Source organism: Selenomonas sp. FC4001 (assembly GCF_000701565.1).
Lineage (GTDB): Bacteria > Bacillota > Negativicutes > Selenomonadales > Selenomonadaceae > Selenomonas_A > Selenomonas_A ruminantium_B.
The window spans coordinates 41,602-55,380 of record NZ_JNJF01000015.1; the positions used below are offsets into that span (position 1 = coordinate 41,602).

16 protein-coding genes, 4 tRNA genes and 1 other annotated feature are annotated in these 13,779 nt (G+C 50.4%); of the genes, 17 read left to right on the forward strand and 3 right to left on the reverse strand.

Annotation, left to right across the window (positions count from 1 at the left end):
• Window positions 1-3: 3 nt before the first annotated feature.
• The 3 genes from larB to T320_RS07755 all read left to right on the forward strand — a co-directional run bounded on the left by larB (window position 4) and on the right by T320_RS07755 (window position 2,418).
• On the forward strand, window positions 4-762 hold the full coding sequence (gene larB, locus T320_RS07745) for a nickel pincer cofactor biosynthesis protein LarB (protein ID WP_037354590.1): 759 nt from the start codon (window positions 4-6) through the stop codon (window positions 760-762).
• 10 nt (window positions 763-772) lie between these two features.
• The gene (gene larC / locus T320_RS07750; protein ID WP_037354592.1) at window positions 773-1,960 is read left to right on the forward strand and encodes a nickel pincer cofactor biosynthesis protein LarC; all 1,188 of its coding nucleotides are present in this window, start codon (window positions 773-775) and stop codon (window positions 1,958-1,960) included.
• Between the two features lie 188 nt (window positions 1,961-2,148).
• Window positions 2,149-2,418 (forward strand): hypothetical protein, encoded by a 270-nt coding sequence (locus T320_RS07755; protein ID WP_037354594.1) that lies wholly within the window; start codon window positions 2,149-2,151, stop codon window positions 2,416-2,418.
• A gap of 183 nt (window positions 2,419-2,601) precedes the next feature.
• Here the strand turns inward: T320_RS07755 and T320_RS07760 are convergent, their stop codons facing one another.
• The 3 genes from T320_RS07760 to T320_RS07770 all read right to left on the reverse strand — a co-directional run bounded on the left by T320_RS07760 (window position 2,602) and on the right by T320_RS07770 (window position 5,969).
• Window positions 2,602-4,281, reverse strand: coding sequence for a DUF4127 family protein (locus T320_RS07760; RefSeq protein WP_231465867.1), 1,680 nt, complete (start codon window positions 4,279-4,281; stop codon window positions 2,602-2,604).
• Window positions 4,282-4,345: 64 nt separating this feature from the next.
• A complete protein-coding gene (locus T320_RS07765; protein ID WP_037354597.1) occupies window positions 4,346-5,191 on the reverse strand; it encodes a polysaccharide deacetylase family protein in 846 nt (281 codons plus the stop codon).
• 103 nt (window positions 5,192-5,294) lie between these two features.
• Window positions 5,295-5,969: a C40 family peptidase gene (locus tag T320_RS07770; RefSeq protein ID WP_081349973.1), complete on the reverse strand. Its 675-nt coding sequence runs from the start codon at window positions 5,967-5,969 to the stop codon at window positions 5,295-5,297.
• Window positions 5,970-6,176: 207 nt separating this feature from the next.
• Between T320_RS07770 and map the strand changes: the two genes are divergently transcribed.
• The 14 genes from map (at window position 6,177) to rplL (ending at window position 13,723) form a co-directional block, all read left to right on the forward strand.
• On the forward strand, window positions 6,177-7,049 hold the full coding sequence (gene map / locus T320_RS07775; RefSeq protein ID WP_037354693.1) for a type I methionyl aminopeptidase: 873 nt from the start codon (window positions 6,177-6,179) through the stop codon (window positions 7,047-7,049).
• A complete protein-coding gene (locus T320_RS07780) occupies window positions 7,049-8,362 on the forward strand; it encodes a DEAD/DEAH box helicase (RefSeq protein WP_037354599.1) in 1,314 nt (437 codons plus the stop codon). Before map ends, T320_RS07780 begins: the two co-directional genes overlap by 1 nt.
• An 86-nt stretch (window positions 8,363-8,448) precedes the next feature.
• A complete protein-coding gene (gene pfp, locus T320_RS07785; protein WP_026760212.1) occupies window positions 8,449-9,723 on the forward strand; it encodes a diphosphate--fructose-6-phosphate 1-phosphotransferase in 1,275 nt (424 codons plus the stop codon).
• Window positions 9,724-9,846: 123 nt separating this feature from the next.
• Window positions 9,847-9,922: transfer RNA gene (locus T320_RS07790), tRNA-Met, on the forward strand.
• A 41-nt stretch (window positions 9,923-9,963) separates the two neighbouring features.
• Window positions 9,964-10,039: transfer RNA gene (locus T320_RS07795), tRNA-Met, on the forward strand.
• Between the two features lie 12 nt (window positions 10,040-10,051).
• Window positions 10,052-10,127 (forward strand) — tRNA-Thr (locus T320_RS07800).
• A gap of 5 nt (window positions 10,128-10,132) precedes the next feature.
• Window positions 10,133-10,209: transfer RNA gene (locus tag T320_RS07805), tRNA-Met, on the forward strand.
• Window positions 10,210-10,381: 172 nt separating this feature from the next.
• On the forward strand, window positions 10,382-10,531 hold the full coding sequence (gene rpmG, locus T320_RS07810) for a 50S ribosomal protein L33 (protein WP_014423817.1): 150 nt from the start codon (window positions 10,382-10,384) through the stop codon (window positions 10,529-10,531).
• Window positions 10,532-10,568: 37 nt separating this feature from the next.
• Window positions 10,569-10,742 carry a preprotein translocase subunit SecE gene (secE, locus tag T320_RS07815; protein WP_080695392.1) on the forward strand — a complete coding sequence of 58 codons (174 nt, stop codon included), beginning with the start codon at window positions 10,569-10,571 and terminating at the stop codon, window positions 10,740-10,742.
• A gap of 16 nt (window positions 10,743-10,758) precedes the next feature.
• Window positions 10,759-11,307 (forward strand): transcription termination/antitermination protein NusG, encoded by a 549-nt coding sequence (gene nusG / locus T320_RS07820; RefSeq protein ID WP_026760214.1) that lies wholly within the window; start codon window positions 10,759-10,761, stop codon window positions 11,305-11,307.
• 38 nt (window positions 11,308-11,345) lie between these two features.
• Window positions 11,346-11,771, forward strand: a complete 426-nt coding sequence (rplK, locus tag T320_RS07825; RefSeq protein ID WP_026760215.1) for a 50S ribosomal protein L11 — start codon at window positions 11,346-11,348, stop codon at window positions 11,769-11,771.
• Between the two features lie 65 nt (window positions 11,772-11,836).
• Entirely contained in the window at window positions 11,837-12,517 is a 681-nt protein-coding gene (gene rplA, locus T320_RS07830; RefSeq protein WP_014423821.1) for a 50S ribosomal protein L1, read from the forward strand.
• Window positions 12,518-12,571: 54 nt separating this feature from the next.
• Window positions 12,572-12,712: a sequence feature (ribosomal protein L10 leader region), on the forward strand.
• 37 nt (window positions 12,713-12,749) lie between these two features.
• A complete protein-coding gene (rplJ, locus tag T320_RS07835) occupies window positions 12,750-13,289 on the forward strand; it encodes a 50S ribosomal protein L10 (protein ID WP_026760216.1) in 540 nt (179 codons plus the stop codon).
• Between the two features lie 65 nt (window positions 13,290-13,354).
• On the forward strand, window positions 13,355-13,723 hold the full coding sequence (rplL, locus tag T320_RS07840; RefSeq protein ID WP_026760217.1) for a 50S ribosomal protein L7/L12: 369 nt from the start codon (window positions 13,355-13,357) through the stop codon (window positions 13,721-13,723).
• Window positions 13,724-13,779: the final 56 nt, after the last annotated feature.

The following is a 13,779-nucleotide window of genomic DNA, read 5'->3' on the forward strand; positions in this document are numbered from 1 at the left end:
GAGATGAAGAAAAAAGACATCGTAAAACTGTTGCAGGATTATAAGCAAGGAACATTGAGTGAAGAGGAAGCGGCGGCGAAGATTGCCGAAGTTCCTTTTGAGGAAATGCAGTTTGCGGAAATCGACCATCACCGGGAACTGCGGCAGGGGATGCCCGAGGTAATTTATGCCGCTGGTAAGACCCCGGAGCAGGTGCGGGATATCTTCGCCTCGCTTTACAGCCACAGCGACGGAAATCTGCTGGCTACACGGGCCAGCCGGGCGCATTATGACAAGGTGCTGGAAAAAGTTCCCGAGGCTGAGTATGACGAAACAGCGCGGCTTATCTATCTTGACCGGGACAGAAGTTTGCAGCGGGATGAGAACCATCAGATTTTGATTCTGACTGCCGGTACCAGTGATGTACCGGTGGCTGAGGAAGCGCGGCTTACAGCGTATCTTTTTGGCAATGTGGTTAAGACCTGCTATGACTGCGGAGTGGCGGGCATTCACCGCCTCTTTGCCCATCTGCCGGAGATTAAGGCGGCAAACGTCATTATCGTCATTGCCGGCATGGAAGGTGCTTTGGCCAGTGTGGTGGGCGGCCTTACGGATAAACCTGTCATTGCGGTGCCCACCAGTGTGGGCTATGGTGCTTCCTTCAAAGGGGTCGCGGCGCTGCTTTCTATGCTGAACAGCTGTGCCATGGGAGTTTCTGTGGTGAATATTGACAACGGCTTTGGTGCAGGTGCCTTGGCCAGCAAGATAAACAAGTTGAGGTGACTGTACTAAAATGAAGGCGTTGTATTTGGATTGCTTTGCCGGTATCAGCGGCAATATGTTTTTGGGAGCTTTGCTGCAGGCAGGGGTGCCTATAGCTTATCTGGAAAAAGAACTGGGCAAACTGCCCATGGCTGATGAGTTTAAGCTGGAAGTAAATGAAACTTCCCGTAACGGCATTCATGCCCTGTATGTTGATGTCATTCTGCTGAATGTCAAGGAACACCATCATGGTCATCGCAGGATGGCGGATATTCGCGAACTGCTGGAAAAATCCGCGCTGTCCATGGCGGTAAAACAGCAGGCTTTGTCTATCTTTGAAGTCATTGCTGAGGCGGAAGGAAAGGTGCACGGCAAGCCGGCAGAGGAAGTGGCCTTCCATGAAGTGGGAGCCGTGGATTCCATTGTCGATATTGTCGGGGCGGCTATTTGTCTGGACTATTTGGAAGTGGAGCGCATCTTCGTGTCCCGCCTGACTGTGGGCGGCGGCTTTGTCAAGTGTGCTCATGGCCTGCTGCCTGTACCTGCTCCAGCTGTAGCTGAGCTCTTAATGGGCTGGCAGACGGTCAAAGGCTCAGAGGAGAAGGAACTGGTAACGCCTACGGGGGCCGGTATCGTCCGGGCATTGGGGCTGTACAGTGAAAGCCTGCCCAAAGGTTTTGTGACGGAGTGCATTGGCTACGGGGCAGGCAGTCACGAGCTGAACATCCCCAACGTACTGCGGGTGTATCGTGGTGAGTACAACGGTGCCGTTGACAGTAAACTCGCCGTCATTGAAGTCAATATTGACGATATGAATCCCCAGATTTATGGCTATCTCTACGAAAAACTGCTGGCGGCAGGGGCACTCGATGTCTGGACGACGTCAATTTTCATGAAGAAGAATCGTCCAGCTCAGATGCTTTCGGTATTGGTGGATGAGGAAAAGCAGAATGCCTGCGTGGCCATTATCTTTGCGGAAACCACAAGCATTGGCCTGCGGATTATGCCTGTGGCCCAGCGCCTGGAGGCATCCCGTCATATTGCCAAGGTGGAGACAAAATACGGCGTGGTGAATTGTAAGGTCAGTGCCTGGGAAGGGAAGATTTGCAGTGTATCGCCGGAGTATGAGGATTGCAAGGCGCTGGCAGTCGAGAAGCAGGTGCCGCTGAAAGTTATCCAGCAAGAGGCGATGAAGGTTATTGATGAGCGGTTAGGTTAGCTCGTTTAGAAATTTCCCTAAAAAAACGACTTTTCATATTTGGAAAAATGACATAAGGTAGGCGGTTGACATGTCAAAAATTGACTTGTCAATCGCTCCTTTTTTTCTCCTACACACTTTTGGCTTTCGGGGATATAAAGAATAGAAAGCAAGATAACAACACGCTAAGATGTGAGGAGGAATATAAAATGGATAAGAAGCTTATGAACAAGATGGATGTTATGGAACTGGACATGGTAGCTGGCGGAATCATGAGTGTCAATCGTGATAAGCCCAATGCCCTTGAAATAGTTGGTGGCAAACTGGTAAAAGGAGTCAAAAAGGTCTTTACGGAAATAAAAAATACAGAGAGACCGGTAGATCGGCGTCCTGGTATCTTGCCAAATACGCCAGGGGCAAATAATAAGACAGCTGAAATACCTCCTGGGTTTGGGAATTACGGGACGCATCGTCCATAAAAATACCTGTTCCTGAATCCAGCAGTGCGAATATCTATGATACCCGGTTCGGTGTCTATGCAGGCTATCACAAAAATGCTGCCGATGCTTTTATCTATGCCGACTATGGCTGGGGCAGAAACAAACTGCAGCGTGGCAACGTCCAATTCAAGCGGGTGTGGTGATGGCGTGCCTCGAACCAATTTACTGCACTACGATATAAGGCATAGTTTCCAGATAAATCTCGAACGTGCGGGGCCAGGGAAAACTAAGTTCGACGGTCAAATCTTTGACGGTCAGGGTAAAATCTCCCTGTGGCGTATGAAAAATATTAGGCGCTAAGAATGATTTGCTGTGCTTATAGGCAGCCAGATGTTTTTGCATACTCTGCTGCAGCATATTATTGGCCCAGCGCCAGTTATGCTCCAAATCCAAATCGGCGGTGTTTTGATAGCCGGCCTTTTTCAGCGTATGGTTGATGGTATCGATATCCTCTTTGAGGTAGAAGTAATCTTCTAAGATACGGTTGTGCAGGAATTTCAGATTGCTGGCGGCAATGCCCAGAGCTTCTTTACGGCTTGGGGCATTTTTTTGTGCGTTGGTGTAGAGACTGGCGGTGGCTGCGGCTGTACCGATGGCGTTGCTGGCGGTGTTCCAGCCGGCGTAGGCGGTGAGGCTGTTTACGGGAAAATCCTTATCCAAGAGCAAAGGCAGCAGCGTTTCCTGAGCCGTGAAATGTTTGGAGAGGTCAACGAGAGCGACAGGTCTGCCCTGTGCGGTCAATTTTTGAAGCTCCTGCACATTGGTACTGCGTTTGCTCACCGTGTCTTTTTCGTAATCGTTAGCAGACAGGTAGAGGATGTAGTCCGCCGCAGCCGCATCACTGGTTTCCTGCCCGCCAATTAGGGCGATTTTTTCATGGGCGGTTTCCTGCATATCGATGGCCATATAGGGCATGATGGTATCAGGCGTTTCGGGGTGATTATAGGTGACATAGACATTAGGGGCGAAATGATTTTGTTCGTTGTGGAAGGCGGCCAGCATGGTCAGGGCGATTTCGTCAGCGCCGTGGGTCAGGATTACTTTATGGGATGGCAGATTTTCGGCTTTTATAAATTCCCGCAGATGGGCCTTTTCAATATTGGGGATGCTGTATTCCTCGCCATCATCCTGTCCTAAGACGAGTTTCGTCAGTACGCCCTCTTTGACGAGCGCGATGAGCTTCTTGTTGAGTTCCTCGTTCTCAGCGAAGTGGGCCAGATATTTTTCTTTGCTGGCGGGCGGGATAGCAGCTTCGAGCCGGGCAAGTTCAGTTTCATCGATAGCAAGGCCTGCGGCCTGACGTCCTTTCAAGCGGGAATAGGCCAGCAAATCCTTGCGTTCCTGATAGCCGTCAATGGTATCCTGTGGCGTCTGGCGGGGCAGGATGCTGAAGGCCAGCAGGGGGATGTTGGGATTATCGGCGTGCAGTTGACGCAGATACTTAATGAGTGCTTCCTGCTGGGCAGGTGGCGCTTCCTTTTCGCGGGCGGCGAGCAATCCGCCATAGAGAAGTTGGTCGATGGAGATAAGGGCAGCCTGCTGGCCTTTGATATTTTCTGCGAGCCAATGGCGCATGCCTATAGTATCGCCGGGGGCCGAGTAGTAGTCCTGCAGTTCCGTGGGCGGCGTAAGGACATGGAAGCCGGCAATGGCGCCGCCATCCACGACGAATTGTTTGCAGGGCGGGCGGCCATCCAGCGGCACGAGGATGATGTTTTTGTCAGGCACGTTGGCGCTCACCGTTTCTGCTGCAGAGGGAGCAGCGAAAGGATGGCTCAGATGCCATAGGCCCATGAAGAACAAAAGTATCAGCAGGGGGCGGATAAGGAATTTATAGTTCACGAATTTCTCCTTAATATAAAAAAACGATATGCTCTAAGTATAACATAAAGCATATCGTTTGAAATTACGGTGTCGGTATAAACCTGGCGATAAATGTATGGCCGGATTCGTACATGTCTTTGTGGAGTCTGGCCAGTGGTGCGAAGATGGGCGCATAGTTAAGGCGCATCTTGAAACGCATCAGGGTATGATTGGTGCAGCCAAAGATGGGAACACGGTCAAGGATGTAATGATTTTCCCCTTTGTCAGCCAGGCCAAAGTTTACGGTGAAGGCACCCTTATAGCCGGCCTTTTTCACCATCTGCTGCAGTTCTTCATCATAGGAGCCGCAGGGATAAGCCAGGAAGTTTACCTCTTTGTGCAAATGCCATTCCAGCGCTTTTTTGGAGCCGTCCAACTGGTTCCAAGTTTCTTCCGGGCTGGTGCTGTCCAACTGTTCATGGGAAAGGGTGTGGCTTTCAAAGTCGATAAAACCGCTTTCCTGCATTTCGTCCACCTGCGCCCAGGTGAGATAGTTAGGATAGGTGCCGATGAAATCGGAAATCAGGAAGATGGTTCCCCGCAGATTGTACTTTTGCAGAATGGGGAAAGCACAGCGATAATTGTCCGCATAACCATCGTCAAAGGTAATGATAACAGGCTTGTCGGGAAGGGCAGTACCGCTATCCCAGGCTGCAATCATTTCTTCCGGGGTAATGGTATGATAGCCATTGTCCGCCAAATACTTCATCTGGGCCTCGAATTGGTCCGTGTGAACTGTCAGGGCGTTTTCATCCCGGTCGTTTATCTGGTGATAGTTAAGAACCGGTACAGAATCCTTGGCGCTGTGCATGATATAAGCGCAGACGGCCAGTCCTGCCAGTATGAGAGCCAGCACCAACAGCGCCAACCTCTTTATCCATATTTTCATTTTGGACGACACATCCTTTGTTTCTTATTGCATACCGACTACTATATAACAATGAAGGGCCCTTGTCAATATAAAAGCCTTCCTCAAGAGGAAGGCTGCATCTTTAATTGAGTACCCGGCAGGCTCCGGCGTAGTGAGTTACGCGGTAGTCGCGGGAGAGGGAATCGTAGGCAATGCCGTAGGTGCTGGAAGCATGAATCATCTGTCCGTTGCCCACATAGATGCCGACATGGGAGATGTTCACGTAGTCACCGGCGAAGAAAACCAAATCCCCGGGCATGAGCTCGGCTTTGGAAATCGGCCGGCCGGCCGTGGCCTGAATGTCAGCGGTGCGGGGCAGATGAATGCCCTTCTGGGCGTAAACGTACTGGACAAAGCCCGAGCAGTCAAAGCCGTTGGGAGAAGAACCGCCCCAGACGTAAGGCACTCCAAGATATTGACGGGCCAGGCTGATGATACCGTTAGCCCCGGCAAAGTAGGATTTATGGCTGGTGGTTGGCAATGCGCGGTGGAGCAGTGCCTGATAGGAACTGCTGCCCAGCTCACCGTCAACGGCCAGATGGTTGTCGCGCTGGAATTCGGCGACAGCGGCTTTTGTGGCAGGACCGTAATCACCATCCACGGGTACATCATAGCCCTGACTGGCTAAAGCCTGTTGGATTTCAATAACTTCATTACCTGTGTCGCCGAGCTGGAAGCTGGCGGCCTCGGAAAGGGAACTAGAGCCAAAGAAGATTGCTGCTGCAGCGAGCAGACAGCACGGTTTTGTAAATCGCAAGTAAAAAACCTCCTTAACTTGTGAACACAAAGCTTAGCTGGAGGTAGTATACCATATTAGTAGCTAGCAGGTCAAATAGGTCATAAAAAATTAAAATTACTATGGCAAAATCTGAACAATGGCGTTATAATAGATTATTGTGTATTAACTTAGGATGACAGTATGGGCAATATATTAGGAAAAAGCTTAAAGGAGATTGTGCATTTTATGCAGAGAAATGAACTTTGCTGGTGTGGCAGCGGCAAGAAATATAAAAAATGCCACGCAGATTTTGATGAACGGATTAGCGAGATTAAGTATAACGCCTTCAAGGGACAGGTCAGACCGCCCAAGAAAATCATCAATAACAAGCATGATATTGAAATGATAAAAGCTGCCGGTGTAGTCAATGACGGCGCGCTGGATTTGGCGGCTTCACTGATTAAGCCGGGCGTGGATACGGCCACGATTGATGATGCGGTGCGTGAATTCATCGAATCCAGAGGGGGCTATCCTTCCTGCCTGAATTACGAAGGCTTTCCCAAGAGCTGCTGCATTTCCATCAATGAAGTGGTGTGCCATGGCATTCCTTCGAAAAAGACCATCCTCAAGGAAGGGGATATTGTCAATGTGGATATCACCACTACGCTGAATGGTTATTATGCAGATGCTTCCCGTATGTTTATGGTAGGGGAAGTATCGGAAGAAGCGGAACGTCTGGTGCGGGTCACCAAAGAGTGCATGGAACGAGGCATTGCTGCCGCTAAGCCATGGCACTTTTTGGGGGACATCAGCGCTGCCTGCGGAGACTACGCGCATGCCAACGGCTATTCGGTCGTGACGGATTTGGGCGGCCACGGCGTGGGCAAGGATTTCCATCTGGAACCCTTTGTGGCCCATGAAGGCGAAGCTGGCACAGGCATGCTGCTGGTGCCGGGCATGGTACTGACGGTAGAACCCATGATTAACCAGGGCAAGAAGACCGTGGTTGTTGACAGCAAGGACAACTGGACAGTGCGCACCAAGGACAACAAGCTCTCCGCTCAGTGGGAAAAGACGATTTTGATTACGGAAACAGGCACGGAGGTACTTTCGTCGTAATGACTATGTTCAAAGAACTGGGCATCTCCCAGGAAATATGCGAAACCTTGGCGAAAAAAGGAATTCGCGAGGCAACGCCGGTACAGGAAAAGGCCATTCCGCTGGCCAGGGCCGGTAAGGATGTTATCGTGCAGGCTCAGACCGGCACAGGCAAGACATTGGCTTTCCTGCTGCCCATTCTGGAAAAAATCAAGCCCCAGGCAGATGTGGCGCAGGCTTTGATTGTGGCTCCGACGCGGGAACTGGCCATTCAGGTGGCTAAGGTAGCTTCTATTGTCGGCGAAGCTGCAGGCATATCCTCGCTGGTTATTTACGGCGGGCAGGATATCGAACGCCAGAAGCAGAAACTGCGCCGCCATCCTCAGCTCATCATCGGCACGCCGGGACGTCTGCTGGACCATCTGCGCCGTCAGACCATCAACTTGAGCCATGTAAACAAGGTGGTTCTGGATGAAGCTGACGAAATGATGAAGCTGGGCTTTATCGAAGACGTAGAAGTATTATTGAAGGCTTCTGCTGCTGACCGTCAGTTTATGCTGTTCTCCGCTACCATGCCGCCGCGGGTCAAGGCACTGGCCGCACAGTATATGAAAGCACCGGAAAACATCCAAATCCAGAGCGAGCACATCACTTTGGATGCCATTGAGCAGGTAATTCTGGATACTACGGAAGAAAATAAGATTGACCGCCTCTGTGAGTGCATCAACAGCGATAATCCGTATCTGGCCATGGTATTCTGTCATACGAAACAGCGGGCACATATGGTCACGATGGCGCTGGCAGCCCGTGGGTATCTGGTGGACGAGCTTCATGGTGATTTGTCTCAGGTACAGCGTGCGCTTGTACTCAAGCGCTTCCGCAAGGCAGAACTGCAGATTCTCTGCGCTACGGATATTGCAGCCCGTGGTCTCGATATCGAAGGCGTGACCCATGTATTCAACTACGATATTCCCCATGATACGGAAAGCTATATCCACCGTATTGGCCGTACCGGACGGGCGGGGCAGGATGGCAAGGCCGTGACTTTCGTCAACGCCCGCCAGTATGATTTATTGCGCCGCATTGAAGCCGGCATCAAGAGCCGTATTCGCAAGGAGCATTCCGAGCGCCATCACAAGCGTCTGGAAAAGCAGGCGCAGATTATGCAGGAAATCAAGAAGGAACGCCAGGAGAAGAAGGCCAAGGCCAAACCTTTATCCAAATACGCCAACCGCAAAGGTGCTGCTCATAAGGGCAGAAATGACCGCAGCCGCCGGGCAAAAGTCAGAAATAAATCCAACGCCACTAAGCGTTCCCATATGGGCAAGCATTAACAGGCTGAAAATTTCATAATAAAGCAGGAAATCCCCCTTTTTAGTCGAATTTTTACCATTGTAGACTAAATAAAGGGGGATTTGTCATGATTGGTATCAAAAATGTGATTGCCGTGGTTTGCGGAGGGGGACCTGCTCCCGGCATTAACAGCGTTATCTCTGGTGTGGTTAATGAAGCCACCCGTCAGGGATGGGATGTTCTGGGCATGTATGACGGTTTTTCCCGTTTGGCTCGCGGTGAGAAGAATTATGTTCGTCTGGAACCGAAGAACATCAGCCGCATTCACCTGACCGGCGGCTGCATTCTCAAGATGTCCCGCTTCAATCCGACCAAGAAAGAATCGGATTTGCGCACGGTGGTGGAAACGCTGACGGAACTAGGTGTTACGCATCTCGTGACCATCGGCGGTGATGATACGGCATACAGCTCTGCTGCAGTTTCTGATTATGCCCGCAAGATGGGCCGCACCATCAATGTAGTGCATGTGCCGAAGACCATTGATAATGACCTGCCGCTGCCGGAGGGGATTCCGACATTCGGCTTTGAAACCGCCAGAGCATTCGGTACGCAGGAAGTAGAAAACCTGATGGAAGATGCCCGCACCACCAACAACCGCTGGTACTTCACCATCGCCATGGGCCGTACCGCAGGTCACTTGGCACTGGGCATGGGCCGCAGCGCCGGCGCAGCACTGACCATCATTCCGGAAGAATTCCCGGAAGACAAGATTCCCCTGCAGCAGGTGGTGGACATCATCACGGGTGCTATCGTGAAGCGTTACCTGACCGGCAAGAATTACGGCGTGGCTGTAATCGCGGAAGGCGTTATTGAAAAGATTGCACCGGAAGATTTCAAGAAGCTGGGGACGGTGGTCACTGACGAACATGGCCACATCCGCTACAGCGAACTCGACTTCGGTGAAATCCTCAAGCAGGCTGTACTGGCAGAAGTCAAGAAGCTGGGCATCAAGGTCAGCATCATCGATAAGGAAATCGGCTATGAACTGCGCTGCACGGCACCGATTGCTTACGATATCGACTATGCCCGTCAGCTGGGTTACTCCGCTGTACAGTTCCTGATGTCCGGCGACAGCGGCGCCCTGATTTCCATTCAGGATAACAAAGCCGTGCCCATGCGCTTCGAAGACATCAAGGACCCGGCTACCGGCAAGACCATGGTGCGCAAGGTCAATATCAACTCTGTTCATTATCAGATTGCCCGCGGCCTGATGATGCGCCTCGAAAAAGGCGATTTGGATGACCCGGGCCTGGCTAATGCTTACCGTATGGAACCGGCAGAGTTCAAGGAAAGATACAGCTATCTGTTCCCGGAAGAACAGGAAGTAACGGCTGAAGCATAAAAAAATCAAAAAAACTTAAAAAAGGGGGTTGACACCCTCTTTTTTTTGCTCTATAATCTTTTATTGTCAGCCGCCGATACGGCACAGCGATGAAGCGCGACAGCGCAACAGAGCGAAGGTTATCGCGGGGTGGAGCAGTCGGTAGCTCGTCGGGCTCATAACCCGAAGGTCACAGGTTCAAGTCCTGTCCCCGCAACCAATTTTATGTTTGACAAGGCTGACAGGTTATGATAAAGTAATCGCGGGATGGAGCAGTCGGTAGCTCGTCGGGCTCATAACCCGAAGGTCATAGGTTCAAGTCCTATTCCCGCAACCAAATGTTAATGTTGCTGATATAGCTCAGTCGGTAGAGCGTATCCTTGGTAAGGATAAGGTCACCAGTTCAATCCTGGTTATCAGCTCCATATATGGCGGCATAGCTCAGTTGGCTAGAGCATGCGGTTCATACCCGCAGTGTCAGGAGTTCAAATCTCTTTGCCGCCACCAAATTTACCAATGAACCCCTGTATCAGGGGTTTTATTTTATGTTTTATGTCGGTAAGAAAATTTTTGACTTGTCAAGGGTTTCTTGTTGACAGGCTTTTCCAAGTGTGCTAAATTGTATTAGTGACATTGTGAAAGAGTCATAGTTTCTGAGCGTAAGGGGTGTAAATAAGAGATGCGCAACAATATCACGTTGGAGTGCACGGAGTGCCATAGCCGTAACTACCGTACCAACAAGAACAAGAAGAACAACCCGGATCGTCTGGAGTTCAATAAGTACTGCAAGTTCTGCAAGAAACATACGACGCACAAAGAGACGAAATAATCGCTTCTAGCGGATTGAACGGAGATGTGAAGTAACTGTGAAGAAATTCATAGACGAAGTAATCGCCGAAATGAAAAAAGTATCATGGGCGACCAAAAAAGAACTGGTCAACTACACAATCGTGGTTGGCATCGCCGTAGCAATTGTCTGCGCGCTGATTTGGTTCTGTGATACCATCTTTGCAAGATTGTTCCACATCATTTTACGGTAAGCTAAGTGAGGGCAGCATGGCAAACGAAGAGATGAATCTGCGGCAGGACAATCCTGGCAGAGCATGGTATGTAGTGCATACCTATTCGGGCTATGAGAACAAGGTTAAGGCCAATCTCGAACGCCTGATTCATACGGCCAACATGAGCAACATGATTTTTAATGTTGTGGTTCCCGTTGAGGATGAGGTCGAAATCAAGGACGGCAAGAAAAAAGTCGTTCCGCGAAAAGTCTTCCCAGGCTACGTGCTGGTTGACATGATTGTCGATGAGCATTCCTGGTACGTTGTGCGCAACACTACCGGTGTTACCGGTTTCGTTGGTTCTGAAAAACACCCGATTCCGCTTACCGATGCTGAAGCGAAACGTATCTTGAAATCCATGGGCGAGGAAGAGCTCAAACCTGAACTCGATGTCGAGGTCGGGGATGTGGTTCGTATCAACTCGGGCGTTTTCGAGAACTACACGGGCACCATTACAGCTATCGATGCTGAAAAGGGCCGTCTCAAGGTTCTCGTCGAGGAAACCCCGATTGACCTTGGTTTCGATCAGGTAGAAGCTATCTGATTGAAACCGCGTAAATCCTTTTTGGGAGGTGAATATAAATGGCAAAGAAAGTTTCTAAGGTTGTAAAACTTCAGGTTGTTGCAGGTAAGGCTAATCCGGCTCCTCCGGTAGGTCCGGCACTTGGTCAGGCTGGTGTCAACATCATGGGGTTCTGTAAGGAATTCAACGAAAGAACCAAAGATAAGGCTGGTCTCATCATTCCGGTTGAAATCACGGTTTTCGAAGATAGATCCTTCACGTTCATCACGAAGACTCCGCCGGCTGCTGTACTTCTGAAGAAGGCTGCTAAGATCGACAAGGCTTCTGGCGAACCCAACAAGAACAAGGTAGCTAAGCTGCCGCGCGCTGAAGCAATGAAGATTGCAGAAAGCAAGATGGAAGACCTCAACGCTGCTGATATCGAGGCTGCTACTCGCATGATCGAGGGCACGGCTCGCAGCATGGGTATCGAAATCGTTGACTAATAAGTTCACGTTTCATCCCTGTGGGAGGCAATAACCGTTATTACCACGAGAGGAGAAAACTTACAATGGCTAAAGCTGGTAAGAAATATCAGGACGCTTGCAAGCTCGTTGAAGCTGGCAAGTTCTACACGGCTGCTGAAGCTATGGAACTCGTTAAGAAGACGGCTACGAAGAAGTTTGATGAAACCATCGAACTGCACGTACGTCTCGGCGTAGATCCGAAATATGCTGATCAGCAGGTACGTGGCGCTATGGTACTGCCGCACGGCACTGGTAAATCCAAGCGCGTACTCGTTTTCGCTAAGGGCGAAAAGGTTAAGGAAGCAGAAGCTGCAGGTGCAGACTTCGTTGGTTCCGATGAAATCGTCCAGAAGATCCAGGGCGGCTGGCTCGACTTCGATGTCGCAGTAGCTACTCCGGACATGATGGGCACTGTCGGTCGTCTTGGTAAGGTTCTCGGCCCCCGCGGCCTCATGCCGAACCCGAAACTGGGTACGGTTACCATGGACCTCACGAAGGCAGTATCCGAGATTAAAGCAGGTAAAGTCGAATACCGTACCGATAAGGCCGGTAACGTGCATTGCCCGATCGGCAAGGCATCTTTCGACGCTGAGAAGCTCCAGCAGAACTTCCAGGCCCTGATTGATACACTGAACCGCGTAAAACCGGCGGCTGCTAAAGGCCAGTACATGCGCTCCATCACGGTTAGCGCAACGATGGGCCCTGGCATCCCGGTGCAGCTCTAATCTTTTAGAGAAGGTTCAGAAACGAGGCTCCGGTCTCAGGAATGTAATGTTCCGACAACTGTATAACGATGGCTGTAGACAGCAGGTTTGATAATTTATCATCTAACGACAATTTGTCGCCTGCCGAGGCCGGAGCAGATGAACTTTGAAAATTCTACCTCCGGCGGACGCAGCCGGAGGTTTTTTTACAGGCTTTAATAAATCTCAAACAGGCAGGAGGTGTAATTAGAAAATGGCAAATCTGACGAAGAAACAGGCTATCGTTGCTGAACTTAAGGATCAGCTGACGAATGCTAAAGGTGTTGTGCTGACCAGCTACCGTGGTCTTACGGTTGCTCAGGATACGCAGCTCCGTCGTGAACTTCGCGCCGCTGGTGTAACGTACCATGTTGTTAAAAACACGATGCTCCGCCTGGCAGCGAAAGAAGCAGGTATCGAAGGCTTCGATGCTCATCTTGAGGGCACCACGGCTTTCGCATTCTCCACGGAGGATGCTATTGCTCCGGCAAAGGTTATCTGCGGCTTCATCAAGAAGAACAAGCTTGATGAAAACGAAGTGCTGACTGTTAAAGTTGGTACCGTTGAAGGTAAGGTTATTGATGCTAACGAAGTTAAGGCTCTGGCATCCCTGCCGTCTCGCGAAGAACTCATCGCCAAGATGCTGGGCAGCATGAATGCTCCTATCAGCAATACGGTCAACGTACTGCAGGGTGTTATTCGCAACGCTGTTTATGTGCTTGATGCTGTTCGCGCTCAGAAAGAATCCGCATAATTTGCGAGTTCTTCCTATATAATTAATTAAGAATTAACAAGAAAGATTTTTGGAGGTATATTCAAATGACTAAAGAAGAAATCATGGAAGCCATTGAAAACATGACTGTCCTCGAGCTGTCTGAGCTCGTAAAAGCTATGGAAGAAAAGTTCGGCGTTAGCGCTGCTGCTCCGGTTGCAGTTGCTGCTGTTGGTGGCGCTGCTGCAGGTGCTGCTGAAGAAAAGAGCGAGTTCACGGTTATGCTCGCTTCCGCTGGCGACAAGAAGATCAACGTTATCAAGGCTGTTCGTGAAGCTACGGGTCTCGGCCTGAAGGAAGCTAAGGAACTCGTTGATGGCGCTCCGGCTGCTGTTAAGGAAAACGTTGCTAAGGCTGAAGCTGAAGAACTCAAGAAGAAGCTCGAAGAAGCTGGTGCTACGGTTGAACTGAAGTAATTTCAGTTTGCTGATAATTAGCAATAACAAAGAGGACGTTCCTGCGGGAACGTCCC